22 protein-coding genes are annotated in these 25289 nt (G+C 62.5%); 5 read left to right on the top strand and 17 right to left on the bottom strand.

What is annotated here, in order from left to right; genetic code table 11:
* Window positions 1-67: 67 nt before the first annotated feature.
* The 8 genes from rseP to rpsB form a co-directional block, all read right to left on the bottom strand.
* The gene (gene rseP, locus IFT75_RS00480; RefSeq protein ID WP_192052796.1) at window positions 68-1417 is read right to left on the bottom strand and encodes a sigma E protease regulator RseP; all 1350 of its coding nucleotides are present in this window, start codon (window positions 1415-1417) and stop codon (window positions 68-70) included.
* Window positions 1418-1447: 30 nt separating this feature from the next.
* Window positions 1448-2638, bottom strand: coding sequence for a 1-deoxy-D-xylulose-5-phosphate reductoisomerase (gene ispC / locus IFT75_RS00475; RefSeq protein WP_185794263.1), 1191 nt, complete (start codon window positions 2636-2638; stop codon window positions 1448-1450).
* Window positions 2635-3450: a phosphatidate cytidylyltransferase gene (locus tag IFT75_RS00470; protein ID WP_192052794.1), complete on the bottom strand. Its 816-nt coding sequence runs from the start codon at window positions 3448-3450 to the stop codon at window positions 2635-2637. Before IFT75_RS00470 ends, ispC begins: the two co-directional genes overlap by 4 nt.
* A complete protein-coding gene (gene uppS / locus IFT75_RS00465) occupies window positions 3450-4205 on the bottom strand; it encodes a polyprenyl diphosphate synthase (protein WP_122476571.1) in 756 nt (251 codons plus the stop codon). Before uppS ends, IFT75_RS00470 begins: the two co-directional genes overlap by 1 nt.
* A gap of 16 nt (window positions 4206-4221) precedes the next feature.
* On the bottom strand, window positions 4222-4779 hold the full coding sequence (gene frr, locus IFT75_RS00460) for a ribosome recycling factor (protein WP_122476572.1): 558 nt from the start codon (window positions 4777-4779) through the stop codon (window positions 4222-4224).
* Complete coding sequence (gene pyrH / locus IFT75_RS00455; protein ID WP_049862287.1) at window positions 4776-5519, bottom strand: UMP kinase; 744 nt, start codon at window positions 5517-5519, stop codon at window positions 4776-4778. The genes frr and pyrH overlap by 4 nt, the downstream gene beginning before the upstream one ends.
* Before the next feature lie 192 nt (window positions 5520-5711).
* On the bottom strand, window positions 5712-6584 hold the full coding sequence (gene tsf, locus IFT75_RS00450) for a translation elongation factor Ts (RefSeq protein WP_122476588.1): 873 nt from the start codon (window positions 6582-6584) through the stop codon (window positions 5712-5714).
* 179 nt (window positions 6585-6763) lie between these two features.
* Window positions 6764-7504 (bottom strand): 30S ribosomal protein S2, encoded by a 741-nt coding sequence (gene rpsB, locus IFT75_RS00445; protein ID WP_049862289.1) that lies wholly within the window; start codon window positions 7502-7504, stop codon window positions 6764-6766.
* Window positions 7505-7850: 346 nt separating this feature from the next.
* Between rpsB and map the strand changes: the two genes are divergently transcribed.
* From map to IFT75_RS00425, 4 genes are all read left to right on the top strand, one after another.
* Complete coding sequence (gene map / locus IFT75_RS00440; RefSeq protein WP_122476589.1) at window positions 7851-8633, top strand: type I methionyl aminopeptidase; 783 nt, start codon at window positions 7851-7853, stop codon at window positions 8631-8633.
* 53 nt (window positions 8634-8686) lie between these two features.
* Window positions 8687-11389 carry a [protein-PII] uridylyltransferase gene (locus tag IFT75_RS00435; RefSeq protein ID WP_122476591.1) on the top strand — a complete coding sequence of 901 codons (2703 nt, stop codon included), beginning with the start codon at window positions 8687-8689 and terminating at the stop codon, window positions 11387-11389.
* Between the two features lies 1 nt (window position 11390).
* Complete coding sequence (dapC, locus tag IFT75_RS00430; protein ID WP_185794261.1) at window positions 11391-12587, top strand: succinyldiaminopimelate transaminase; 1197 nt, start codon at window positions 11391-11393, stop codon at window positions 12585-12587.
* 66 nt (window positions 12588-12653) lie between these two features.
* Complete coding sequence (locus IFT75_RS00425) at window positions 12654-13388, top strand: M12 family metallopeptidase (RefSeq protein ID WP_192052792.1); 735 nt, start codon at window positions 12654-12656, stop codon at window positions 13386-13388.
* Here the strand turns inward: IFT75_RS00425 and IFT75_RS00420 are convergent.
* From IFT75_RS00420 to IFT75_RS00385, 8 genes are all read right to left on the bottom strand, one after another.
* Window positions 13385-13714: a hypothetical protein gene (locus IFT75_RS00420; protein ID WP_192052790.1), complete on the bottom strand. Its 330-nt coding sequence runs from the start codon at window positions 13712-13714 to the stop codon at window positions 13385-13387. The genes IFT75_RS00425 and IFT75_RS00420 overlap by 4 nt on opposite strands.
* Window positions 13715-13821: 107 nt before the next feature.
* The gene (locus IFT75_RS00415; protein WP_192052788.1) at window positions 13822-14961 is read right to left on the bottom strand and encodes a TIGR03364 family FAD-dependent oxidoreductase; all 1140 of its coding nucleotides are present in this window, start codon (window positions 14959-14961) and stop codon (window positions 13822-13824) included.
* A 13-nt stretch (window positions 14962-14974) separates the two neighbouring features.
* Window positions 14975-15985: a putative 2-aminoethylphosphonate ABC transporter substrate-binding protein gene (locus tag IFT75_RS00410; RefSeq protein ID WP_192052786.1), complete on the bottom strand. Its 1011-nt coding sequence runs from the start codon at window positions 15983-15985 to the stop codon at window positions 14975-14977.
* Between the two features lie 55 nt (window positions 15986-16040).
* Window positions 16041-16868: a phosphonoacetaldehyde hydrolase gene (phnX, locus tag IFT75_RS00405; protein ID WP_192052784.1), complete on the bottom strand. Its 828-nt coding sequence runs from the start codon at window positions 16866-16868 to the stop codon at window positions 16041-16043.
* 16 nt (window positions 16869-16884) lie between these two features.
* Window positions 16885-18609 (bottom strand): putative 2-aminoethylphosphonate ABC transporter permease subunit, encoded by a 1725-nt coding sequence (locus IFT75_RS00400; RefSeq protein WP_192052782.1) that lies wholly within the window; start codon window positions 18607-18609, stop codon window positions 16885-16887.
* Window position 18610: 1 nt separating this feature from the next.
* Window positions 18611-19687, bottom strand: a complete 1077-nt coding sequence (locus IFT75_RS00395; protein WP_192052780.1) for a putative 2-aminoethylphosphonate ABC transporter ATP-binding protein — start codon at window positions 19685-19687, stop codon at window positions 18611-18613.
* Window positions 19688-19839: 152 nt separating this feature from the next.
* Window positions 19840-20709, bottom strand: a complete 870-nt coding sequence (locus IFT75_RS00390; RefSeq protein ID WP_192052778.1) for a LysR substrate-binding domain-containing protein — start codon at window positions 20707-20709, stop codon at window positions 19840-19842.
* 131 nt (window positions 20710-20840) lie between these two features.
* Window positions 20841-22487, bottom strand: coding sequence for a Na+/H+ antiporter (locus tag IFT75_RS00385; protein WP_122795121.1), 1647 nt, complete (start codon window positions 22485-22487; stop codon window positions 20841-20843).
* A 225-nt stretch (window positions 22488-22712) separates the two neighbouring features.
* Between IFT75_RS00385 and IFT75_RS00380 the strand changes: the two genes are divergently transcribed.
* A complete protein-coding gene (locus tag IFT75_RS00380; protein ID WP_192052776.1) occupies window positions 22713-23723 on the top strand; it encodes a GlxA family transcriptional regulator in 1011 nt (336 codons plus the stop codon).
* A 75-nt stretch (window positions 23724-23798) separates the two neighbouring features.
* On the opposite strand, the gene IFT75_RS00375 is transcribed toward IFT75_RS00380, so the two are convergent.
* Window positions 23799-25289 carry an aldehyde dehydrogenase gene (locus IFT75_RS00375; protein WP_192052774.1) on the bottom strand — a complete coding sequence of 497 codons (1491 nt, stop codon included), beginning with the start codon at window positions 25287-25289 and terminating at the stop codon, window positions 23799-23801.

The raw sequence follows: 25289 nt of genomic DNA, 5'->3' as shown, positions 1-25289 counted from the left end.
CTTTCTTATTCCAACTGGCAATAAACAAACTGCCGCAGAAGCGGCAGGTTCGCAAACGAGCGAAGCGTTACAGTCGACCCAGATCGTTTATCAGGGCAAGCAGCATGACCCCAACCACCAGACTGATGCCGATCTGGATTCCCCAACCCTGTACCCGATCGGAGACTGGGCGACCACGCACCCACTCGATCAGGTAGAACAACAGATGCCCCCCATCCAGTACTGGAATGGGCAGCAAATTGAGAACTCCGAGGCTTATGCTCAGGTAGGCGAGGAAATTCAGGAAATCCCCAAAACCCGACTGGGCCGAAGCGCCCGCCACTTTAGCAATGGTTATCGGTCCACTCAAGTTTTTTACCGAGAGCTCGCCGAACAGCATTTTCTTCAGGGAATCAAGGGTCAGCACGCTCATGGTCCAGGTACGCCTGGCGCCCTCGACCACGGCATCGAGCGGTCCGTAGCTGACTTTGCGCAGCATCTGCGGTGGCCACTCGACCGGTTTCACCCCGGCGCCGAGGTACCCGGCGGCCTTGCCTTCACCTTTGGAAACCAGGTTGACCGGGACATCCAGTGGCGCGTTGTCGCGCTCCACGCGCAGCACGATTCGGCTGTCGGGACGCTCGCGGACCAGGTCCACGACCTGCTGCCAATCGCCCAGGGGCTGGCCGTCCAGCGCCAGCAGACGGTCCCCGGTACGCAAACCGGCGGCCTGCGCCGGGCCGTTGGGATCAAGCTCGGCGAGTATCGGCGCCAGCGCCGGACGCCACGGCCGAATGCCCAGCGAGCGAATCGGATCAGGCTCGTCGGAACCTTGCAACCACTGGTTAAGGGCCAGCGAGCGAGTGGCTTCATTGCTGGAGCCAGGTTCGCGCACGGTCAACTGCAAGGCACCGGTTTCGCCCAGGCGCCGTACCATTTGCAGGTTCACCGCAGCCCAACCGGCGGTGCTTTCGCCATCCACCGCAACGATTTCCTCACCTGCCATCAGACCGGCGGTTGCCGCGATGCTGCCCGGCTCGACCGAACCGACCACCGGCTTGAGCTGCTGGGTGCCGAGCATCGCCAGCAGCCAGAAGAACACCAGGGCGAGCAGAAAGTTGGCCGCAGGCCCGGCGGCGACGATGGCGATGCGCTGACGCACACTCTTGCGATTGAACGACTGCTCGACCTGATCGGCCGGCACGTCGCCCTCGCGCTCGTCGAGCATCTTGACGTAGCCACCCAGCGGAATCGCCGCCACCACGAACTCGGTGCCCTGGCGGTCATGCCAGCGCAACAGGGGCGTGCCGAAGCCCACGGAAAAACGCAGCACCTTGACGCCACAACGCCGTGCGACCCAGAAATGGCCGAACTCGTGAAAGGTAACCAGCACACCCAATGCCACCAGGGTGCCGATAATCATGTAGAGCGCACTCATAACTCTCTCCGAACTACGGCCATGCAGGGGTCAGCACCCGTGCTGGTTCAACCATTGCTGGGCCAGGTCCCGCGCGCGAGCATCCGCGGCGAAGACCGTGTCGAGCGTATCCAGCGCCACCACCGGTTCCCGATTGAGGACGTCCTCGATCATACGCGGGATCTGCGGGTAGCGTATGCGACGCTCGAGGAACGCCGCTACCGCGATTTCGTTCGCCGCGTTGAGCATGGCCGGGGCGCTGTCGCCCGCCTCCGCGGCCTGCCGAGCCAGGCGCAGGCAAGGAAAGCGTTGTTCATCGGGCGCTTCGAAATCGAGCCGCGCAATGGCGAACAGGTCCAGGGGTGCCACACCCGAATCGACACGCTGCGGCCAGGCCATGGCATGGGCGATCGGCGTGCGCATATCAGGGTTGCCCAGCTGAGCCAGCACCGAGCCGTCGACATAGTCGACCAGGGAATGGATCACGCTCTGCGGATGCACGACCACTTCGATCTGCGCGGGTCGCGCGTCGAACAGCCAGCACGCCTCGATCAGCTCCAGGCCCTTGTTCATCATGCTGGCCGAGTCGACGGAAATCTTGCGCCCCATCGACCAGTTGGGATGAGCGCACGCCTGCTCCGGCGTGACCTGTTCCAATTCTTCCAGCGGTGTCTGCCGAAACGGACCACCCGATGCAGTCAGCAAGATGCGCCGCACGCCGACATTGCCCAGGCCGCGCTCGAAATCACCGGGCATGCACTGGAAAATCGCGTTGTGTTCGCTGTCGATAGGCAGCACCACGGCCCCGCTGTCGCGTACGGCCTGCATGAACAGTGCCCCGGACATGACCAGCGCTTCCTTGTTGGCGAGCAGCACTTTCTTGCCGGCATGGACCGCGGCCAAGGTCGGGCGCAGCCCGGCTGCGCCGACGATGGCCGCCATCACCGCATCCACTTCCGGCGCAGCGGCCACCTGGCACAGCCCTTCTTCACCCACCAGCACTTCGGTGCGCGAGCCGGCCTGGCGCAATGCCTGCTGCAAGGCGCTGGCACGTTCCTGACTGGGCACCACGGCAAACACCGGGCGATGCACAAGGCACAGTGCCAACAGCTCGTCCATGCGCGAGAAGCCGCTCAGGGCAAATGCGCTGTAGCGGTCCGGATGCCGGGCGATGACGTCGAGTGTGCTCAGGCCGATGGAGCCGGTCGCGCCCAGCACGGTAATGCGCTGCACGCCGCTCACATCACGCCCCAGCCGGCAGCCCACAGCAGCACGGCAAACACCGGTACCGCCGCGGTCAGACTGTCGATGCGATCGAGCACACCGCCATGGCCCGGCAACAGATTGCTGCTGTCCTTGATGCCGGAGCGACGCTTGAACATGCTTTCGGTCAGGTCACCGACGACCGAGAGGGCCACCACGATCGCCGCGCCGATCAGGCCCGCGAGCATCTGGCCGATTCCCCAGTCGCGCACCAGGCCGATCGCCAGGGTGATCAGCAGGCTGGTCACCAGCCCGCCGTAGAAACCTTCCCAGCTCTTACCGGGGCTGACCTGGGGCGCCAGCTTGCGCTTGCCCAGGGCCTTGCCGGTGAAGTAGGCGCCGATGTCGGCACCCCATACCAGCACCATGACGGTCATGATCAGCCAGTTGCCCAGCGGCCAGCCCTTGAGCAGCACCAGCCCTTGCCAGGCCGGCAGCAGGATCAGCAGGCCAATGAGCAGCTTGCAGGCAAGGCTGGCCCAATGTTCGCTGGTGCGCGGGTAGGTCAGCACCAGGAACGTGGCCAGGCACCACCACAGCACCGCCGCGCCGAGCACGAACGGCGCCAGGCCCGGCGTCAGGTAGAGGAAGAACAACAGACCCGCTACCACAGCGGCGAAGGCAATGCGCGCCGACTGTTTTTCGAACCCGGCCAGCCGCGCCCACTCCCACGCGCCCAAGGTAACCACCAGGCCGATGAACAGGGCGAACCCTGCGCCTTCGAGCAGGAAGAAGCCGCACAGGGCAATCGGCAGGAGGATCAGCGCAGTGATGATGCGTTGTTTAAGCATTAAGCACGGGCTCCGGCTTCGACCTGCTCGCTCGTTTTACCGAACCTGCGCTGGCGCGAAGCGAAATCGGCCAGCGCCGTGCGCATGGCCTCGTGTTTGAAATCCGGCCAGAACAGGTCGGAAAAATACAGCTCGGCGTAGGCCAGTTGCCACAGCAGGAAGTTGCTGATGCGATGCTCGCCGCCGGTTCGGATGCACAGATCCGGCAAAGGCAGGTCACCGGTGGCCAGGCAGGTCTGCAGCAGATCGGGAGTGATCTCCTCCGGCTTGAGGTGACCGGCCTGGACTTCCCGGGCAAGACGCTGCGCCGCCTGGGCAATGTCCCACTGGCCACCGTAGTTGGCGGCGATTTGCAGCACAAAGCGGTCGTTACCGGCGGTGGCCGCTTCGGCTTCGCGCATGGCGGCCTGCAGGTCGGGGTGGAACCGCGAGCGATCACCGATGATCCGCAGGCTGATGCGGTTGTCGTTCAACCGCCGTGCCTCGCGGCGCAGTGCACTGAAGAACAGCTCCATCAATGCCCCGACCTCGTCGGCCGGGCGCTGCCAGTTCTCGCTGGAAAAGGCGAACAAGGTCAGTACCTCGACCTTGGCCTCGGCACACACCTCGATGACCGCGCGCACAGCATCCACACCGGCCTTGTGCCCAGCGACACCGGGCAGCAAACGTTTCTTGGCCCAGCGATTGTTGCCATCCATGATGATCGCAACATGCCGCGGTACCGTGGAAGGTACAGCCAACTTGGTCTTTTCCATGAGACGGACTAATTCCTTAAACGGCCATCAGGTCCGCTTCTTTCTGCTTCACGGCCGTTTCGATGTCCGCGACGAACTTGTCGGTCAACTTCTGGATGTCATCGGCGGCGCGACGTTCTTCGTCTTCGCTGATTTCCTTTTCCTTGACCAGATCCTTGTACTGGCTCAGTGCGTCACGGCGAATGTTGCGCACGGCCACGCGGGCGTCTTCGGCAGCGTCACGCGCCTGCTTGGTGAAGCCCTTGCGGGTTTCTTCGGTCAGCGCAGGCATGGAGATCAGCAGCAGCTCGCCCAGGTTGGTCGGGTTGAGGTTGAGACCGGCGGCACCGATGGCCTTGTCGACCGCGCCGAGCATGTTGCGCTCGAACGCGACAACCTGCAGGGTGCGCGAATCTTTCACGCTGATGCTGGCGACCTGGTTGATAGGGGTGTCGGCACCGTAGTAAGGGACCTGAACGCCTTCCAGAATGCTGGGGTGCGCCTTGCCGGTACGGATACGACCGAACGCGTGCTGCAGCGACTCCAGGGATTTCTGCATGCGCGCCTGCGCATCTTTCTTGATTTCGTTGATCATACTTCGCCTTCCTCGATCAGAGTTCCTTCGGCGCCGCCCACTACGATGTTCAGCAGAGCGCCAGGCTTGTTCATGTTGAATACCCGCAACGGCATCTTGTGATCGCGGCACAGGCAGATGGCGGTCAGGTCCATCACGCCCAGCTTGCGATCCAGTACTTCATCGTACGTCAGGCGGTCGAATTTCTCAGCATGGGGATCCTTGAACGGATCGGCCGTGTAGACACCGTCGACCTTGGTCGCCTTGAGCACCACGTCGGCATCGATCTCGATGGCGCGCAGGCAGGCTGCGGAGTCGGTGGTGAAGAACGGGTTGCCGGTGCCGGCGGCGAAAATTACCACATCGCCGGAATTGAGGTGACGAATACCCTTGCGGCGATCGTAATGATCGGTCACGCCGACCATCGAGATGGCCGACATGACGATGGCGGCGATGTTGGAGCGTTCCAGCGCATCGCGCATGGCCAGGGCGTTCATCACGGTCGCCAGCATGCCCATGTGGTCGCCGGTGACACGGTCCATGCCGGCTGCGCTCAGGGCGGCACCGCGGAACAGATTGCCACCGCCGATGACCAGACCCACCTGGACGCCGATGCCTACCAACTGGCCCACTTCGAGGGCCATGCGGTCCAGCACTTTCGGGTCGATCCCGAAATCTTCGGACCCCATCAGGGCCTCGCCGCTAAGTTTGAGCAAAATGCGTTTATAGCGAGGTTGACGACCACTCACCTGCTGAGCCATTGCGTGTCTCTCCTGCGGCGTTTAATAAATTCTGGACGGGCCGGTGTACGGCGCGCCTAACTCTAGCTTGCGGCACTGCGACAGTACCACCGGACCTGCGCCTTGTAAGCGGCTAAATCCGGGTGCCAACTTTGAAAAAGAGGCTGCGCGCGTAAGCGGGCAGCCTCTTTGGGGCAACAGGACGAATCCGTCTTATTGCTTGCTGGCAGCGGCCACTTGTGCGGCAACTTCGTCAGCGAAGTTGTCGACAGGCTTCTCGATGCCTTCGCCTACCTTGAAGTAGGTGAACGAAACGATTTCGGCACCGGCTTTCTTGGCCAGGTCACCGACCTTGACTTCAGGGTTCTTGACGAACGCCTGCTCGACCAGGCTGGCTTCGGCAAGGAACTTGCTGATGCGACCGGCAACCATCTTCTCGACGATCTCGGCTGGCTTGCCCTTGATCTTGTCTTCGTTGAGGCTCATGAAGACGCCCTTCTCGCGCTCGATGGCCTCGGCCGAAACCTGCGATGGCAGCAGGAATTCCGGGTTGCTGGCTGCAACGTGCATGGCGATGTCGCGAGCCAGTTCGGCGTTGCCGCCGTTCAGGGCAACGATGACACCGATCTTGTTGCCGTGCAGGTAGGCATCGACAACGTCGCCTTCCACACGCACCAGGCGGCGGATGTTGACGTTTTCGCCAACCTTGCCGACCAGGGCTTCACGCGCTGGCTCTTGAGCGGCGATCAGTGGAGCGGCGTCGGTCAGCTGGTCGGCGAAAGCCTTTTCCACGCTGGCGGCGACGAAGTTCTTGAAGTCGTCCTGCAGAGCCAGGAAGTCGGTCTGCGAGTTGACTTCCAGGATGACTGCGGACTTGTTGTCGGCAGCAACCTTGACGGCGATGGCGCCTTCGGCAGCAACGTTGCCTGCTTTCTTGGCGGCCTTGATGGCGCCGGAAGCACGCATGTCGTCGATGGCTTTTTCGATGTCGCCGCCGGCCTTGGTCAAGGCCTTTTTGCAATCCATCATGCCTTCGCCGGTACGCTCGCGCAGTTCTTTGACCAACGCTGCAGTAATCTCTGCCATTTCAAATTCCTCTTGGATAGGTGTCTAACCATTCCACCCGTTAACGGGCGCTCAATTCTTGACCTTGCCAGCGGCTCTTTACAATTGGAGCGATGACGATGCCGGCAATGGTTCTCGAGGTGGCAAAAAGGGGGCCTAGCCCCCTTTTTGCGTACCGAGTAAACGCTGGGCGTCTAGACTCAGCCTTCTACCGCTGCGGCAGGTGCGTCCTGAACGTATTCTTCAGTACCGCCAGCCACGTGGTTGCGACCACGGATGACCGCGTCGGCCATCGAACCCATGTACAGCTGGATGGCGCGAATGGCGTCATCGTTGCCTGGGATGATGTAGTCGACGCCTTCAGGGCTGCTGTTGGTGTCGACGACGCCGATGACCGGGATACCCAGCTTGTTGGCTTCGGTGATCGCGATGCGCTCGTGGTCGACGTCGATGACGAACAGTGCGTCAGGCAGGCCGCCCATGTCCTTGATACCACCCAGGCTGCGATCCAGTTTTTCCAGATCACGGGTGCGCATCAGCGCTTCTTTCTTGGTCAGCTTGGTGAACGTGCCATCTTCGGCCTGGGTTTCCAGGTCACGCAGACGCTTGATCGAAGCGCGGATGGTCTTGAAGTTGGTCAGCATGCCGCCCAACCAGCGATGGTCGACGTACGGCGAGCCGCAACGTGCTGCTTCCTCGGCCACGATCTTGCCGGCGGAACGCTTGGTGCCGACGAACAGGATCTTGTTCTTGCCCTGGGCCAGGCGCTCTACGAAGGTCAGTGCTTCGTTGAACATCGGCAGGGTTTTTTCGAGGTTGATGATGTGGATCTTGTTACGCGCGCCGAAAATGTACTTACCCATTTTCGGATTCCAGTAACGGGTTTGGTGACCGAAGTGCACACCGGCCTTCAGCATATCGCGCATGTTGACTTGGGACATGATAGTTCCTTGATAAGTCGGGTTAAGCCTCCACGTATCCCAATGACCAACCGGCGGCATAACCTCCGGCACCCAGGTCATCGTGTCGACACGTGTGTGGGTTTGGTTGCTTCCAGGGCATCCCCGGAAAGCGGCGCATTTTATACCATAGCCGCCCCGATATAGAAACCTGAAATAGCGTCGATGCACAACGGCTTTTGCGCCGCTGCCTGATTCGCGCGACAATGCACGCCATCACCTCTTATATAGAGGCGCCGCCAGCGCCGCGCGGCAGTCCGCGGCGGCTCTGGTAGAATCGCCTCGATTTCCAGCCTGCGAACGCGCGCAAGCGCTCAGAGAGCCCCGAATGACCGTTACCATCAAGACCCCCGAAGACATCGAGAAGATGCGAATTGCCGGCCGCCTGGCGGCCGATGTGCTGGAGATGATCGCGCCTCACGTCAAGCCCGGTGTCACTACCGAAGAGCTCGACCGCCTGTGCCATGACTACATCGTCAACGAGCAACAGGCCATCCCTGCCCCGCTCAACTACAAGGGTTACCCCAAGTCGATCTGCACCTCGATCAACCATGTGGTCTGCCACGGCATTCCCAATGACAAGCCGCTGAAGAATGGCGACGTGCTGAACATCGACGTCACCGTGATCAAGGACGGCTACCACGGCGACACCAGCCGCATGTTCCACGTCGGCAGCGTGCCGGTGTGGGCCGAGCGCCTGTCGCAGGTGACCCAGGAATGCCTGTACAAGGCCATCGAGCTGGTCAAGCCCGGATGCCGCCTGGGCGACATCGGCGAAGTCATCCAGAAGCACGCCGAGAAGAACGGTTTTTCCGTGGTACGCGAATTCTGCGGCCACGGCATCGGCAAGGTGTTTCACGAAGAACCGCAGGTGCTGCACTACGGGCGTGCCGGCACTGGCATGGAGCTCAAGGAAGGCATGACCTTCACCATCGAGCCGATGATCAACCAGGGCAAGGCCGACACCAAGGTGCTGGGCGATGGCTGGACGGCCATTACCAAGGACCGCAAGCTGTCCGCGCAGTGGGAGCACACCCTGGTGGTGACCGCCAGCGGCTACGAAATCTTCACCTTGCGCAGCGACGACACCATTCCCCGCGTCTCGGCGTGAAGCCACGCGTGCGGGCAACCCGTTCAGGCCACTAATCTCTTCAGGAATACGACATGCCGCAGGTGGATCCGGAGTTGTTCGATCGCGGCCAGTTCCAGGCCGAACTGGCGCTCAAGGCCAGCCCTATCGCAGCCTTCAAGAAGGCGATTCGCCAGGCACACGATGTGCTCGACGAGCGTTTTCGCAACGGCCGTGACATTCGCCGGCTGATCGAAGACCGTGCCTGGTTCGTCGACAATATCCTGGAGCGGGCGTGGAGCCAGTTCGACTGGGACGAGGATGCCGACATCGCCCTGGTCGCCGTGGGCGGCTACGGTCGCGGCGAACTGCACCCCTACTCCGACATCGACCTGATGATCCTGCTCGAGAGCGCCGACTACGAGGTGTTCCGCGATTCGATCGAGCGCTTTCTCACGCTGCTGTGGGACATCGGCCTGGAAGTGGGCCAGAGCGTGCGCTCCATAGATGAATGCGCCGAGCAGGCGCGCGCCGACATCACGGTCATCACCAACCTGATGGAAAGCCGCACCATCGCCGGCCCGGAACGGCTGCGCAAGCGCATGCTCGAGGTCACCAGCACCGAGCGGATGTGGCCCAGCCGCGAGTTCTTCCTGGCCAAGCGCGCCGAGCAGAACGCCCGCCACCACAAGTACAACGACACCGAGTACAACCTGGAACCCAACGTCAAGGGCTCGCCCGGTGGCCTGCGCGACATCCAGACCCTGCTGTGGGTGGCGCGCCGCCAGTTCGGCACGCTGAACCTGCACGCACTGGCCGGGGAAGGCTTCCTGGTAGAGAGCGAGAACAACCTGCTGGCCTCTTCCCAGGAATTCCTCTGGAAAGTGCGCTACGCCCTGCACATGCTTGCCGGGCGTGCGGAAGATCGCCTGCTGTTCGATCACCAACGCTCCATCGCCGGCTTGCTGGGCTACAAGGACAGCGATGCGAAACTGGCCATCGAGCGGTTCATGCAGAAGTACTACCGCGTGGTGATGAGCATCGCCGAACTCAGCGACCTGATCATCCAGCATTTCGAGGAAGTGATTCTCGGCGACCCCGAAGCCGGCTCCACGGTGCCGATCAATTCGCGCTTCCAGCTGCACGATGGCTACATCGAGGCCACCCACACCCAGGTCTTCAAGCGCACACCGTTCGCCATGCTGGAAATCTTCGTGCTGATGGCGCAGAACCCGGAGATCAAGGGCGTGCGCGCGGACACCATCCGCCTGCTGCGCGAGCATCGCCACCTGATCGACGACAGCTTCCGCAACGATATCCGCAACACCAGCCTGTTCATCGAGCTGTTCAAGTGCGAAGTCGGGATTCACCGCAACCTGCGCCGCATGAATCGCTACGGCATCCTGGGCCGCTACCTGCCCGAGTTCGGCGATATCATCGGCCAGATGCAACACGACCTGTTCCACATCTATACAGTGGATGCGCACACGCTCAACCTGATCAAGCACCTGCGCAAGCTGCAGTACACCCAGGTTTCGGAGAAATTCCCGCTGGCCAGCAAGGTCATGGAGCGCCTGCCCAAGCCGGAGCTGATCTACCTCGCCGGGCTGTACCATGACATCGGCAAAGGCCGCAACGGCGACCATTCCGAGCTCGGCGCAGTGGATGCCGCGCAGTTCTGCCAGCGCCACCAGTTGCCCGCCTGGGACAGCCGCCTGATCGTCTGGCTGGTGCAGAACCATCTGGTGATGTCGACCACCGCGCAGCGCAAGGACCTGTCCGACCCGCAGGTCATCCATGACTTCGCCCAGCAGGTGGGCGACGAGGTGCACCTGGACTACCTCTACGTGCTCACCGTGGCCGACATCAACGCGACCAATCCCAGCCTGTGGAACTCCTGGCGTGCCAGCTTGCTGCGCCAGTTGTACACCGAAACCAAGCGCGCATTGCGTCGCGGCCTGGAGAACCCGCTGGATCGCGAAGAGCAGATCCGCCGCACGCAGAGCGCGGCGCTGGAGATACTGGTACGCGGCGGCACCGATCAGGACGACATCGAGCAGCTCTGGTCGCAGCTGGGCGACGACTATTTTCTGCGCCACAACGCCGGCGACGTGGCCTGGCATACCGATGCCATCCTGCAGCAGCCCGCCAATGGCGATCCGCTGGTGCTGATCAAGGAAACCACCCAGCGCGACTTCGAGGGCGGCACGCAGATCTTCATCTACGCGCCCGACCAGCACGATTTCTTCGCGGTGACGGTGGCGGCCATGGACCAGCTCAACCTGAACATCCACGACGCCCGCATCATCACCTCCAGCAGCCAGTTCACGCTCGATACCTACATCGTGCTGGACAACGACGGCGGCTCGATCGGCAACGACCCGCGCCGCATCGCGCAGATTCGCCAAGGCCTCAGCGATGCGCTGCGCAACCCCGATGACTACCCCAACATCATTCATCGCCGCGTGCCGCGTCAGCTCAAGCATTTCGCGTTCCCCCCGCAGGTCACCATCCAGAACGATGCCCAGCGTCCGGTCACCATCCTGGAGCTGAGCGCGCCCGACAGGCCCGGCCTGCTGGCACGCATCGGCAAGATCTTCCTGGAGTTCGACCTGTCGTTGCAGAACGCCAAGGTTTCCACGCTGGGTGAACGCGTGGAAGACGTGTTCTTCATTACCGATGCGAACAATCTGCCCCTGTCCGACCCGCAACTGTGCAGTCGGCTGCAGGCCACCATCATCGACCAACTCAGTGTCAGCCAGGCGCCCGGCGTCGAGCTGTCCCGTTTGAGCATTTGATATGAACCACGCGTTGAACCAGCTGCAGCCCTACCCTTTCGAGAAATTGCGCGCCTTGCTGGCGGGCGTCACGGCCGCTGCGGACAAACGTCCGATCGCCCTGTCCATTGGCGAACCCAAGCACGCCTCGCCAGCCTTCGTGAAGCAGGCACTGGCCGACAACCTCGACCAGATGGCGGTCTACCCGACCACCCAGGGCATTCCAGCACTGCGCGAAGCCATCGCCGCGTGGTGCGAACGACGCTTCCAGGTCCCGGCGGGCTGGCTGGATCCGGCGCGCCACGTATTGCCGGTCAACGGCACCCGCGAAGCGCTGTTTGCCTTCACCCAGACCGTTGCACAGCGTGACGTCGACGGGCTGGTGGTCAGCCCCAACCCGTTCTACCAGATCTACGAAGGCGCCGCCCTGCTCGCCGGTACCACACCGCACTACCTGCCTTGCCTGGACCAGAACGGCTTCAACCCGGATTTCGACGCGGTACCGGCCGAGGTCTGGCAGCGCTGCCAGATCCTGTTCCTGTGCTCGCCCGGCAATCCAACCGGTGCCCTGGTGCCGATGCCGACCTTGAAGAAACTCATCGCCCTGGCCGACGAGCATGACTTCGTGATCGCTGCGGACGAGTGCTACAGCGAGTTGTACTTCGACGAAGACGCGCCACCGCCCGGCCTGCTGACCGCCTGTGCCGAGCTGGGGCGCAGCGATTTCAAGCGTTGCGTGGTGTTCCACAGCCTGTCCAAGCGCTCCAACCTGCCGGGCTTGCGCTCGGGCTTCGTGGCCGGCGACGCCGACATTCTCAAGGCCTTCCTGCTGTACCGCACCTATCACGGCTGTGCGATGCCCGTGCAGACCCAACTGGCCAGCATCGCCGCCTGGGAAGACGAAGCCCACGTACTGGCCAACCGCGACCTGTACCGGGAGAAATTCGATGCCGTGCTGGATATCCTTACCCCGGTAATGGACGTCAAGCGCCCCGACGGCAGCTTCTACCTGTGGGCCAAGGTGCCCATGGACGACGCGCAGTTCTGCCGCGAGCTGTTCGAGCAGGAGCACGTCACCGTGGTGCCCGGCTCCTACCTGTCGCGCGACGTCGATGGGCTCAACCCAGGCGCCGGACGCGTGCGCATGGCGCTGGTCGCACCGCTGGGTGAGTGTGTCGAAGCCGCCCAGCGCATTCGTCGCTTTCTCGAGCGTCGATAACACATAGCTACGCTTTTGCATGGCGTTTGAACGACATCATCGGTGGCTCTTTTCAAGGAGTCATCGATGATGTGCAATCCCCTGTTCTGCAAGACCCTTCCTGAACTGGATGCCGAGGCATCACGCCGCGTCGCCATGGCCGAACGCCCGACCAATGCGCTGAGTGCCTCGGCGAACGGACGCTCAAAGCGCGCCCTGGGCCAGTTCTCGAAATTCTGGGCGCCCGGCCGCACGCTGACCATTGGTTTCTTCAACGACACCCCTATTGCGCACAAGGCAGCCATCGAGAAAGTGGCGCGGCAGTGGCTGCGGTCGGCCAACCTGAAGTTCGATTTCGTCGACGGCATGTTTGCCGATATCCGCATCTATACCGACGGCGACGACAACTACAGTCAGGTCGGCACCGATGCGCTGCTGGCCAGCCCAATGGATGCAACCATGGCCCTGGGCGTCAAACCGGACGATCCGTTGTTCGGGCGTACCGTGTTGCACGAGTTCGGCCACGTGCTGGGGCTGCTGCACGAGCATCAGCACCCCAAGGCAAACATCCCTTGGGACATCCCCAAGCTGTATGCGTACTTCGCCGCCAAGGGCGTTGATCAACAGACCGTCGACATCAACCTGCTGGACAAGACCGACAAGGCGCTGGCCAAGGGCACGGCCTATGATCGCGCGTCGATCATGCATTACTCGGTGCTGCAGGAGCAGACGGTGGGCGACTGGGAAGTGGGGATCAACCATACCTTGAGCCGCCGCGACCGGATGTTCGCTCGGCGTGTCTACCCCAAGGTCGTGGCCTAGCGTGCGTGGCCGAGGCTGGCTTGGTTGATGTCGAACTCGGCCAGCGCCTCATTCATGGCCGCACTGTCCATCAGCCGGTGTCGACGCACTACCGGACGCACCGTATAACGCGGTAGATGCGCGAACTCCTCTTGCGCCCACGCCTGCTGGTGGCCGGTGCGCTGGAAATCGGGCCACTCGCCAATCACCAGAAAAACCACCTGCGGTACCAGCGCGATAGCCAGCAGGGTATTGAAGTCAACCAGGCCCAGCCCGCCCAGCACCGAGCCAACGACCACGGGTACAGCGCTACCAACGGCAGTCCACAGTTTGGATAATCGGCGCATGGGATGTGACCTCGCATGAGTTACTGTATGCATATACAGTACACAGAACCGGCCGCGTGTTCAATCCCTGAAAGCGCATCGATAACCCGTCCAACGCCTGCATCAGATCAGGCGAACGCCCCAAACATGTCCGCCACCGCCTGCTCGCCCAGGGCCGGTCCGACGCTCATGCCCACTCCGCTGTGCATCAGCGTCGCACTCAAGCCTGGCGCGATGTTCAAGCGGGAAAACGGCTGGGGCCCCTTGGCACCATAGACACCTTGCCAGCGCTCCATTACCTGAATGTTGCAGCCCAGGGTGTCCTGTGCCAGCTCCAGCATCCACTGGTCGACCTGCTCGGCATTGAACGGCGAAGCGTCCACACCGTATTCATGGGAATCGCCGATGATCAGGTCACCGTAGGGTGTCGGACTGATCAGCAAGTGAATGCCGTGCGTTTCGAGGTGCGGACTGTCGCGCTCGATCTCCCGACGGATGGCAGCCGCTTCGGGCAGATCGGCGAAAGCCCCGTAGTGAACGCAACTCAAACCGGTAAGTACCGAGTGCTGCAGGTTCAGGTTCGACACGGGTCGAGCGCGGAGCATCTGCAGACGGCACACCTGGGGCTTCAGCGCAGCCATGGGTTCGGCGAGCAGCGTGAGGTAATCGTGACCGGAGCACACCACGACCTGCTGGCCGCGAAAGGGGCCGGCGGTGCTCTGCAGCTTTCCGGGCTCGACGCCATTGACCAACGTCGAGAAGTGAAACTCCACGCCCAGCTCGCGCTGCAGATAGTCAACCAGCTTGGGTACGGCTTCGCGCGAATAGAGCTGCTGGTCGTCGATGCCGTGCAAGGCCGCTCGGTGGTGGCTGAATCGGCCGCCGTACAAGTCGTCCAGCGGCTTGCCGCGCAACAGCTCGACCCGGTAGCCGTGCTCCGTGGCGCGTCCTGTACTGAAGGCGGCTAACATGTTCTCCTCTGCTTCGGTACGGGCGAACAACAGCGAGCCGTTACGCTTGAGCTCGAAGCCCGCTCGAGCGCTCCAGTTCGCCCAGATACCGCGGCTGGCTTTGGCCAGGTCGAGCATGATGCCCGGTGGCTGACCGGTCACCAGGGCTTGACCGAAGTTGCGTACCGACGCGCCGATCGGACTCGCCGAACGCTCGAACACCCGCACTTTCAAGCCACGCCTGGCCGCCGCATAGGCGTGGGAAAGCCCGAGAATACCCGCACCCACCACCAGCAAATCACTTTCATACCGATTCATTTCAACCCACTCCCTACGGCTTGGCCGATTTGCCGTCATAGCGTTTGCGCCATTCGGCCAGAATGTTGTCGCGCTCTTTCGAGGCCCAGGCGAAGTCATTCTTGATCAGGCGCTGCTCGTAGTCGGCAGGCAGCTCGGTGGGAGGCTTGGCCAAGCCTTCCTGGGCCAGCACCGCGAAGTTTTGCTTGTACAGTTCCATGCCCGCCGCGCTGGCGGAGAAATCAGCCAGGCGCTTGGCGGCCTCGGGATGGGCGGTGCCCTTGATCACGGCAGTGGCCTCGATCTCCCAGCCAAGGCCTTCCTTTGGCAGGATGATGTCCAGTGGCGCACCCTGGCGTTTGAGCTGTACCGCCGGGTATTCGAATGAAATGCCGATAGGGAACTCACCCGCTGCGGCCATCTTGCAGGGCTTCGAACCGGAGTGGACGTACTGCCCGATGTTCTGGTGCAACGCGTCCATGTAGGTCCAGCCTTGTGCCTCGCCAAAGGTTTGCAGCCAGGCGCTGACGTCCAGGAAGCCCGTACCGGACGAGGCAGGGTTTGGCATCACGATCTTGCCGTGATAGACCGGGTTGGTCAGATCTTGCCAGCTCACCGGGCGCGGCAGGTTCTGCTTCTCGGCTTCGATGGTGTTGAAGCAGATGGTGGCGGCCCAGACATCCATGCCAACCCAGGCCGGCGGATTGGCCGGGTCGCGGTACTTGGCGCCGATCTTGGGCAGATCCTTGGGGGCATAGGCTTCGAGCATGCCTTGCTGATCGAGGATTGCCAGGCTCGAGGCGGCCAGACCCCACACTGCGTCGGCTTGCGGGCGAGCTTTTTCGGCCAGCAGTTTGGCCGTGATGATGCCGGTCGAATCCCTCACCCATTTGATGTCGATATCCGGGTTGGCTTTCTCGAACGCTTTTTCATAGGTCTGCAGCTGCTCGGCTTCCAGTGCGGTGTACACGGTGAGCTCGGTGGCGGCACTGGCGTGAAGGCTGAAGCCTGCGAACACTGCAGCGAAGGCAAGGGGCTTGAACATGGTTTGATCCTGAGTGAAGTGGACAAGGCGGTATCGGTTGGCCGAACAGGTTCTATCAATGGCTGCCGGGGGTTTCACCACGAGCCATGCGTGCGTTGATCCGATCGATGATCGCTGGCAGATCGGCAATGGTGTCGGCCAGGTAATCGGGCTGTACCGGGGCGAACAGGGCATCGATGCGCAGCCTGTGCCGATCGAGCTCGGAGGGCGTGAGCGCCTGGAAGGCCGGGTGGTCCAGGCCGAGAAAATTGCCGGAAAAGCGCAGCCCGACCGTCCACATCCCTGCGCTGCGGCCTTCGAGAATGCCCGGCAAGGTGTCGTCGACCTTCACGCAGGCAGCGACGTCACCGATGCTCAGGGCGATGACGTTGGCCAACGCCTGGGCGGGGCCGGGGCGGCCGGTTGGCAGATCGTCGGCAGCCACCACATGATCAGGCTGATAGCCCGCCACTGCGGCCAGTGCCACGACGTGGTCCATGACCTGCCGAGGGTATCCGGAGGTGGTGCCGATCTTGAGCCCGGCCTGACGCATGTGCTCGATGGCCGGCAGCGCACCGGGGATGAGCGCGCTGTGCTTGCCGACATTGGCAATCTGCAGCGGCATGAAGCGCTCGTAGATGGCCGTCACGTCCGCGTCGCTCGGTGGCCTGGCAAAACGCTGCTCGAAGCGCGCAGCGATCTGCGGCTGGTCGCACAGGCTGCGAATGTGGTCCCACTTGCCCATGCCCATGGGGCCACGAGCTTCATCCAGGCTCAGTTCGATATCGAACGTGGCAAAGGCTTCGACGAAGATTCGGGTGGGCGCGAAAGAGCCGAAATCGACGACGGTGCCGGCCCAGTCGAGAATGGCCGCTTGCAGTTGGGCAGGGGCTTGATAGTGCATGGTGTTCTCCGAAAAATCAGCAGGTAGGCGTGCTCTGGCGCCAGGCTTGTGAACGTCGCAGCAAGCCGCGTGAAACCCAGGCGAGCAAAAGGGAAACGGCTGCCGAGGTGAACAGGATCAGTGTCGACATGGCAGCGGCCCCGCCGACATTGCCCGCGTCGTCCATGTTCAGTACGGCCACCGCCGCGAGGATGCTGTCTGGCGAGTACAAAAAGATGGCAGCGGAAACGGTGGTCATTGCCGAGACGAACAAGTAGCGAATGATGTCCAGCAGCGCGGGCAGGCAAATCGGCAATGTGACGCGCAGGTAGTGCCGATACAGGGGAGCCTTGAGCGATCGCGCGGCCGCCTCGAATTCGCTGTCCAATTGGCGCAGAGCGGTAGTTGCCGTCATGTGCGCGGTGGTCAGGTAATGAGCGATGGTGCAGATCACCAGCAGCGCCATGCTTCCATAGAGGCTGTGCAATGGGTTGTCCGGCAGGTTGAAAAAGAAGACGTAGCCCAGGCCAAGCACCAGGCCCGGCACGGCCATGGGTATGAAGGTGAGTATGCGCAGGGCCAGGTTGAGGGCGGGTTGCCCATGGGTTTTCTCCATCAGATAGGCCCCGGTGAAGATCAGCGCGCTCCCCACCACCGCGCTGCAGCTCGCCAGCACCAGGCTGTTGCGATAGGCCAGCCATCCCCCGCCTGCGGTTTCACTGAACAGGTAGTGCTTGAACGACAACGAAAGGTTGTAGGGCCAGAACTTCACCAGGGAAGAAAACACCGCCATGCCCAGCACCGCCAGCAGGCAGCCGCAGATGAGCACCACGATCAACAGGTAGCAACCGTCCCGCCCTCGCGAGGGCTGGGGCGTGAGTACCTGCGCCCGGCCACTCATGGAGGAACGTTGGCGGCGGCGCAACCAGGCATCCATCGAAAAGCTGATCAGTGCGGGCACCAGGAGCACCATGCCGATCAGCGCCCCACGGCCGAACTGTTGCTGACCCACCACTGCCTTGTAGGCTTCGATGGCCAGGACCTGATAGTCACCGCCGACGATCACGGGCACGCCGAAGTCAGTGATGGTCAGGGTGAACACCAGGCAGAACGCGGCGAACACTGCTTGTCGCGTCGCGGGCCAGGTGATGCTGTGGAATGACCGCCAGGTGCTGGCGCCCATGCTTGAGGCCGCGTCGAACAGGCGTGCATCGCTCAATGAGAGCGCAGAGAGCAGAATCATCAGGGCGTGGGGAAACGTGTAGATAACCTCGCCGATGACGATGCCCCAGAACCCGTAGATGTTGTCGGTGAACAGGCCGCGCAGCAGTCCCTGGTTACCGAAAAGGTAGATCAGCGCGATGGCGGGCAGCATCGATGGCGCCAGTAGTGGCAGCAGGGATATTCCGCGCCACAGGCCCTTGGCAGGAATCAGGGTGCGTTGCAGCGCGTAGGCAAACAGGTAGGCCAGGGGGACGACGATGAGCGCAACGCTGACCGAGACGCGCAGGCTGTTACCCAGCAACCAGTGAAAGTTGTCGCTGCCCAGCAGCTCCCGCGCTGCGATCAGCCCACCGCCCTGCCCTGCATCGTCGCTGAAACCGCGCCAGAAGATCGCCAGCAACGGCAACAGCAGCGCCATCACCAGGAGCAGCAAGAACAGCACTTTGCCACCGACGACGAATACCTGGTCGTCCCGGTCGGCGCGCTGAGCCCGGCGTGCATGACCTTTGCCGCTCACTGACAGCTTGGCGGTAAGCATCTCAGGCAAACACCTGCAAGCTGTGTGGCGGCAATGCCACCTGGATATGCCGTGTGCCCGAAGGGGGCAGCTGACGCGCGCTGATTTCGGCGGTCAGCAACTGGCCCGGCAGTTCGTCGAATTCGAAGCTCATTCGGCACCGGTTGCCGAGGAAGGTCACGTCCTGCATCTGCGCCGCGAACAGGTTTTCCTCCGAGTGCCGAGGGTTCACGCAGATCGACTCGGGACGGCAGAACAGGCGCCCGACGCAGCGGGGGGCGACGGCATCGGCCAGTCGCAACTGAAGTGGGCCCACTTGCGCATGACCATTGCCATTGCCTTCGAAAGCCAACCAGTTGCCCTGCCCCACGAAGTTGGCCACAAACGGCGTCTCGGGACTTTCATAGATTGATTGCGGGCTGGCGTATTGCTCGATGCGCCCCTGGTTCATCACCGCAATCCGATCAGCCATCAGCATGGCTTCTTCCTGGTTATGCGTAACCATCAAGGTGGTAATGCCAAGCCGCTGCTGCAGCGTGCGCAGCTCGGTGCACAGGTGTTCGCGCACCTGGGCGTCGAGCGCAGACATCGGTTCGTCCAGCAACAGCAAGGACGGCGCGGGAGCCAGCGCACGGGCCAAGGCGACGCGCTGTTGCTGACCACCGGAGAGCTGGCCCGGATACTTTTTCTCGCTGCCGGTCAGCCCTACCAGCTCGAGCATGGCAGCGACCCGCTGACGAACGATATCGCGCGCGCTGCCGGCGAGGCCGTAGCCGATGTTTTGCTCGAGGGTGAGATTGGGGAACAACGCGTACGACTGGAACACGATGCCATAGTCCCTGGCCTGGGGCGGCAGGTTGGAGACATCCCTGGACCCCATGTAGATGGCCCCGCGATTCTGCTGTTCCAGCCCTGCGATGCAGCGCAACAACGTGGTCTTGCCGCACCCCGACGGGCCGAGCAGGCACACCAGTTCGCCCGGCGAGATCTCCAGGGATACGTCGTCCAGCGCCTTGAACGCGCCAAAGTTCTTGCGCAGACCGGCGATCCGTATCGTCACGCCTGGAGAGGCTTCATCATTAGGGCTGGAACGCAGCATGGGGCACCTCATCAAGTGGAGCACGCACCGCCTGTGGAGTGCGGCATGCGTGTCGATGAGGCAATGCTAGGGCGTTATTGCGACGACGATGTGGCAGATAGCCAAAAGCTGGCGATAGTCCTATTGGTGAATTTGCCCAGTCTTCAGAACGGCTACAGCTGACGCGCGATGCTGTCGCGAGCGACGTCGAGAAAAGCCGCCGGCAAACGGGCCTGCCTGCGGTCCTTGAGGCAATACAGATACTCGGCGATCTGCGGCGCGCCTTCTATCGCAATGATCCGCAGATCCGGGTTGACGGGCACTTCCTGGCGCGCGATCAGGCTCACGCCGATATTGCGCAGAACGGCTTCGCGGATGGATTCCCGGCTGCCGATTTCCAGCTCGATGCCTGGGCGAACCTGATGGGTGTTCAAAAACTGCTCGGTCAAGGTTCTGGTGGTCGAGCCATGTTCGCGCATCAACAGGCATTGGCCCGCCAACGCGCTGGGCGGTACACATTTTTGCACAGCCAGCGGGTGCTGCTTGTGAACGGCCAGTACCAAGGGATCGGTGCCCAGCACCAGGTGCATCAAGCGAGGGTCGTCGAGCCATTGCGAGGAGGCCGCCAGGTCGACCCGGTAGTCTTCGAGCGCCTCGAGTACATCCTGGGAGTTGCCGATCTGCACCGACACATCGATGTGTGGCAGCCGCTCGCGAAATGACTTGATGAGATCGAGGATATAGTAAGGCGCCGTCGCTCCGATCCTCAATGCGCCAAGGGCCTGGCCGCAGTTTCGCAAATGAAACTCGATATCTGCCTCATGCTGCAACAGCGCCTTGACCTTGGGCAACAGCCGGGCACCCTCGTCGCTGACAGTCAAACGACGCCCTCCCCGATAGAACAATTCCACGGCGTAGCGGCTTTCCAGTTGCCGAATCTGCGTGGTGACCGTCGGCTGGCTCAAGCCAAGCTTCTTGGCGGCCTGGGTGACGCTCCCTAAAAGCGCGACGGTGTAGAAAGCCTTGAGTTCTGCACTGAGCATGGTCGGGCGGGTTCCTTGCAATACAGCGAGATTGAGTTGTCTGCTGGGTGACATCGCGCCGGGTTCTGTCGATGGCCAGGCCCGGGCTTCGAGGTTACACCGCAGCAGTGGCTCGACCCTGCGGCCATCGCTCAGCGCCCACGGCCCAGATTCGCCTCGTTCATGTCCAGTTCGGCCAGCACTTCGCGCACGACGTCGTCGCCGATCTTGCGTTGTCGACGCATTTCATACAACGCCAGGCGTTGCGCACGCAGGGCCTTGATACGCAGGTGGCGTTCCAGTTGGTCCATCTGCCGGGCCAGCGCCTGGGCTTCGGCGGAGTCTTCGAACACCGCCAACTGCTGCCGGTACTCGGACATGATGCGCGCCTTAAGTTCGGTTGCCAGTGCGGCCTGGCTGGCGTCCTGTTCGGTAGCCTTCTGCGCCTGGTCTTCCTCTTCCAGCGAACGAATGGCCGATTCGGCGGTGTAGCGCCAGGCATCGCGCACTTCCTGGCGCGCACTCTGGTCATCGCTGGCGGCGACTCCGCGCAACAACAGCGGCAAAGCGATGCAGGCCACTACCAGCGAGAGCAGGATGACACCGGCGGCGATGAAGATCAGCAGGTCACGCTGGGGAAAGGCCTGGCCGGGCGCCATCAGCAAGGGCACCGACATGACGCCGGCCAAGGTCACCGCGCCACGCACGCCGCCCAGGGTCAGCAAGGCGCAGGAGCGTGCGTCGGGCAGGCGGGTGATGGTGGTCTTGCCGCGCAGGCGACGTACCCACGATATCGCCCGCCAGGTGCTCTGGACCCAGACGAAGCGCAGCAACAGCAGGATGCCGAAGATCGCCAGCACTTCCAGGCAGCGCCACGACAAGGCTGGCCACAGCGTGGGTTCGTGGCTGATCACCGCCTTGACGATGTCCGGCAACTGCAGACCCAGCAGCAAGAAGATCAGACCGTTGAAGGCGAACTCCAGCAAGGCCCAGACGCTGCGGTTGAGGATGCGCGTGCGCGTCTGCCGAGGCAGCAGATCGAGCCAGCTCTGCATCATGCCGGCGGCCACTGCGCTGAGGATACCCGAAGCTCCCAGGCGCTCGGCCAGCACATAGGCGGCGAACGGCAGCAGCAGCATGAACACCACGTGCGTGGCCGGATCGTCCCAGCCACGGGCGATCATCCACACGCGCAGGCGCCCTACCACCCAGCTCAGCAGCACGCCCAATGCCAGGCCACCGACCGCGACCAGAACGAACGTCACGCTGGCATCCGCCAAGGAGAACACCCCGGTGATCGCCGCGGCCAGGGCAAACTTGAAGGTCACCAGGCCCGATGCATCGTTCATCAATGCCTCGCCTTGCAGGATACGCATCAGGGGCGTCGGCAAACGGTCCTGGGCGATCGCCGATACTGCCACCGCATCGGTGGGTGACAGCACGGCGGCCAGGGCGAAGGCCACCGGCAGGGGGATATCGGGCAGCAGCCAATGGATGAAGTACCCGGCGCCCAGCACCGTGAACAGCACCAGACCCACCGCCAGCATCAGCACAGGGCCGCGGTAATGCCACAGGTCACGCTTGGGGATGCGCCAACCATCGGAGAACAGCAGCGGCGGCAGGAACAGAAACAGGAACAGTTCAGGCTCAAGTGCCACGTGCAGGCCCAGGGTCGGCCAGGCGAGAATCGCCCCGGCGGCGATCTGCAAAAGTGGCAATGGCAAGGGAATGACGCGGGCGACCAACCGCGAAACGCCGACCAGCATGAGCAGGATCAGCACGGTGTAGGCGGTTTGCATGGGGCAGGATTTCCTTTGAATCGACAGACAGTGGCCATGGTACCGGCTTGCGCACGGTTGGCGCATGACATGACACAACGCGACTCGTCCGTGGAGCGGGTCGGCAATGTCAGTCGAGTGGCCCGGCGCTGATAACCCTGGATCATCCTAAGCCCGGCGAAAATGTAGATTCTTGCGCCATGGGCTTGTCCGTAGACTGGACACACCCGTCAGGATCAAGCAGCCATGTTGCCAGACACCGCACACTCATCGACGGCAACGTTTCCCGATCCGCCCGCGCCAGTGCTGCAATGGGCGAATCACAAGGTCTGCGTCATTGGCTTTCTGCTGCTCGACGGTTTCTCCCTGCCCTGCTTTACCCAGGCACTGGCGGTTCTGTCGACCGCCAACATGATCAGGCCAGGCGCGGTGAAGACGCGCACCTTCTCGGGCAACGGCACCGAGGTGGTCAGTGACCTGGGCATACCGATCCGACCGGACACACCCCTTACCGACGTGCGAATGGCGGAACTGGATGTGTTGATCGTGTGTGGCGGTCTGCGCACCACCCGAATCGCTCCTCCTTGGCTGACGGTGTTGTTGAAGAAACTGGCGAGGACACCGGTGGCGCTCGGCGGGCTCTGGAACGGCGCCTGGTACCTGGGAAAAGCCGGCCTGCTGGATGGGTATCGCTGCGCCATTCACCCGGAGCAACGCACTGCGCTGTCCGAACGCTCGCCCTACGCCAGCGTGACTACGGAGGTGGCCGTCATCGACCGTGACAGGCTCACGGCCGCCACCCCCACTGGCGCCTATCACGTCATGGTGAACTGGCTCAAGAAACAGTGCGGGCAGGCATTGGCCGAGGCGATCGCCGACCTGCTCAACTACGACCAGCCCCGCTCACGCAAGGTCGATCTGGGTCGGCAGCAGCATCTGAGCCGGCCACTGCGCGAGATCATCCAGCTGATGCAGACCAACCTGGAAGAATCGTTGGATCCGGAACAGCTGGCCGCTTGTGTCCACTTGTCCAGGCGACAGGTGCAGCGCCTGTTCCGCGAGCAACTGTCCACCACACCGCAGCGCTACTACTTGCGCCTGCGCATCACCGAAGCACGCCGGCTCATTCAGAACTCGAGCATGCCGATCACCGAAGTGGCGATCGCGTGCGGTTTCGTTTCCGGCCCTCACTTCAGCAAGTGCTATCGAAGCTTCTTCGGCTATCCGCCTTCCAGGGAACAGCGCTATGAAGTGTGACGCCGTCTGTAGCCTACCCCGGTGCGGGCTACCCCCGACCCTGGGATAGGGTCAAGAGGGCGCTCACTGGCAGGGTTACGACGCGTCGATCCAGATGGTCTTGATCTCGGTGTACTGATCATGGGCCCAGATCGATTTATCACGCCCGCCGAAACCGGATTCCTTGTACCCGCCGAATGGCGTCGAGGCATCACCCTCGCCGAAGCAGTTCACGGTGACGATGCCGGCGCGGATGCCTCGGGAGAGTTTCAGCGCATTGCGCAGATTACCGGTGTAGGCCGACGCGGCCAGGCCGTAGGCGGTGTCGTTGGCCAACTCGATCGCCTGCTCGACGGTGTCGAAGGTGGTCACGGTCAACACCGGGCCGAAGATTTCTTCCTGAAAAAGACGACTGTCGCGCCCGACGCCATCGATGATCGTCGGCTCGACGAACATGGGCGCGCCTTCACCTCCGCCGACCAGAAACTCGAGTTTTTCGTCAGAGGCCTGGTCGATGTAGGAGCGTACCTTGTCGAAGTGAGCCTTGCTGATCATCGACCCCAAACGGTTCTCTGGGTCGAGTGGGTCGCCCATCTGCCAGTCGCGCAGGTGCACGACCACGCGTTTGATGAGTGCTTCCTTGATGTCCTTGTGCACGATCAGCCGCGAAGACGCCGAGCAGTTTTCGCCCATGTTCCAGAAGGCGCCGTTGACCACGTGCTGGGCGACCTGATCCACGTCTTCCACATCGTCCATCACCACCGCTGGATTCTTGCCACCGCATTCCAGCACGACCCGCTTCAGGTTGGATTCGCTGGAGTACTTGAGGAAACGACGACCCGTATTCGTCGAACCGGTGAAGCTGATCATGGCCACGTCCGGATGGCGGCCAATCGGTTCGCCTGCCTCCTGGCCACTGCCCGGAACGACGTTGAAGACGCCAGCAGGAATGCCGGCCCGATACGCAAGCTCAGCCACTCGCAGCGCGCTCAGCGTGGTTTCCTCGGCCGGCTTGACCACCACCGAGCAGCCCGCAGCCAGTGCAGGACCGATTTTCCATGCCAGCATGAGCAGCGGGAAATTCCACGGCAGGACCAGGCCGACGACACCTATGGGCTCGCGCACGACCATGGTCACGGCGCCGGAACCGACGGGCGCAGTGGCGTCGTAGATCTTGTCGGCCAGCTCGGCGTGCCAGCGAATGGTGTTGATGGTTTCGGGAATGTCGATGCCTTGGCATTCACGGACAGGCTTGCCGCTGTCCAGGCTTTCCAGAACGGCCAATTCGTGGGCGTTGTCTTCCAGCAACTGGGCGAAGCCGAGCAGTACGGCCTTACGCGCGGCGGGAGACAGCGCGCTCCAGCGGCCATCTTCGAAGGCGGCCTTGGCGCTGGCGACTGCCAGGTCGACATCCTGGCTATCGCAGGCAGCCACATCGGCAAGATGCGCACCGGTTGCCGGGTTGCGGGTGGCGAATGTCCTGCCCGACCGTGCGGGGTGGAATGTGCCATCCACGAACGCCTGGGTACGGTATTCAAGCCGGCCGGCCAGTCCCAGATAGCCTTCTTTGCTCAGCAACTCGGTCAT

Source organism: Pseudomonas sp. CFBP 8758 (genome assembly GCF_014841725.1).
In the GTDB taxonomy this organism is placed as follows: domain Bacteria; phylum Pseudomonadota; class Gammaproteobacteria; order Pseudomonadales; family Pseudomonadaceae; genus Aquipseudomonas; species Aquipseudomonas baltica.
This window is presented reverse-complemented; position numbering and strand designations above follow the sequence as displayed.

What these genes read in the sequence shown, in the direction of transcription:
- rseP (WP_192052796.1), bottom strand. Translation starts at nt 1,417, where the DNA reads ATGAGTGCGCTCTACATGATTATCGGCACCCTGGTGGCATTGGGTGTG.
- IFT75_RS00470 (WP_192052794.1), bottom strand. Translation starts at nt 3,450, where the DNA reads ATGCTTAAACAACGCATCATCACTGCGCTGATCCTCCTGCCGATTGCC.
- uppS (WP_122476571.1), bottom strand. Translation starts at nt 4,205, where the DNA reads ATGGAAAAGACCAAGTTGGCTGTACCTTCCACGGTACCGCGGCATGTT.
- frr (WP_122476572.1), bottom strand. Translation starts at nt 4,779, where the DNA reads ATGATCAACGAAATCAAGAAAGATGCGCAGGCGCGCATGCAGAAATCC.
- pyrH (WP_049862287.1), bottom strand. Translation starts at nt 5,519, where the DNA reads ATGGCTCAGCAGGTGAGTGGTCGTCAACCTCGCTATAAACGCATTTTG.
- tsf (WP_122476588.1), bottom strand. Translation starts at nt 6,584, where the DNA reads ATGGCAGAGATTACTGCAGCGTTGGTCAAAGAACTGCGCGAGCGTACC.
- rpsB (WP_049862289.1), bottom strand. Translation starts at nt 7,504, where the DNA reads ATGTCCCAAGTCAACATGCGCGATATGCTGAAGGCCGGTGTGCACTTC.
- map (WP_122476589.1), top strand. Translation starts at nt 7,851, where the DNA reads ATGACCGTTACCATCAAGACCCCCGAAGACATCGAGAAGATGCGAATT.
- IFT75_RS00435 (WP_122476591.1), top strand. Translation starts at nt 8,687, where the DNA reads ATGCCGCAGGTGGATCCGGAGTTGTTCGATCGCGGCCAGTTCCAGGCC.
- dapC (WP_185794261.1), top strand. Translation starts at nt 11,391, where the DNA reads ATGAACCACGCGTTGAACCAGCTGCAGCCCTACCCTTTCGAGAAATTG.
- IFT75_RS00425 (WP_192052792.1), top strand. Translation starts at nt 12,654, where the DNA reads ATGATGTGCAATCCCCTGTTCTGCAAGACCCTTCCTGAACTGGATGCC.
- IFT75_RS00420 (WP_192052790.1), bottom strand. Translation starts at nt 13,714, where the DNA reads ATGCGCCGATTATCCAAACTGTGGACTGCCGTTGGTAGCGCTGTACCC.
- IFT75_RS00415 (WP_192052788.1), bottom strand. Translation starts at nt 14,961, where the DNA reads ATGAATCGGTATGAAAGTGATTTGCTGGTGGTGGGTGCGGGTATTCTC.
- IFT75_RS00410 (WP_192052786.1), bottom strand. Translation starts at nt 15,985, where the DNA reads ATGTTCAAGCCCCTTGCCTTCGCTGCAGTGTTCGCAGGCTTCAGCCTT.
- phnX (WP_192052784.1), bottom strand. Translation starts at nt 16,868, where the DNA reads ATGCACTATCAAGCCCCTGCCCAACTGCAAGCGGCCATTCTCGACTGG.
- IFT75_RS00400 (WP_192052782.1), bottom strand. Translation starts at nt 18,609, where the DNA reads ATGCTTACCGCCAAGCTGTCAGTGAGCGGCAAAGGTCATGCACGCCGG.
- IFT75_RS00395 (WP_192052780.1), bottom strand. Translation starts at nt 19,687, where the DNA reads ATGCTGCGTTCCAGCCCTAATGATGAAGCCTCTCCAGGCGTGACGATA.
- IFT75_RS00390 (WP_192052778.1), bottom strand. Translation starts at nt 20,709, where the DNA reads ATGCTCAGTGCAGAACTCAAGGCTTTCTACACCGTCGCGCTTTTAGGG.
- IFT75_RS00385 (WP_122795121.1), bottom strand. Translation starts at nt 22,487, where the DNA reads ATGCAAACCGCCTACACCGTGCTGATCCTGCTCATGCTGGTCGGCGTT.
- IFT75_RS00380 (WP_192052776.1), top strand. Translation starts at nt 22,713, where the DNA reads ATGTTGCCAGACACCGCACACTCATCGACGGCAACGTTTCCCGATCCG.
- IFT75_RS00375 (WP_192052774.1), bottom strand. Translation starts at nt 25,289, where the DNA reads ATGACCGAGTTGCTGAGCAAAGAAGGCTATCTGGGACTGGCCGGCCGG.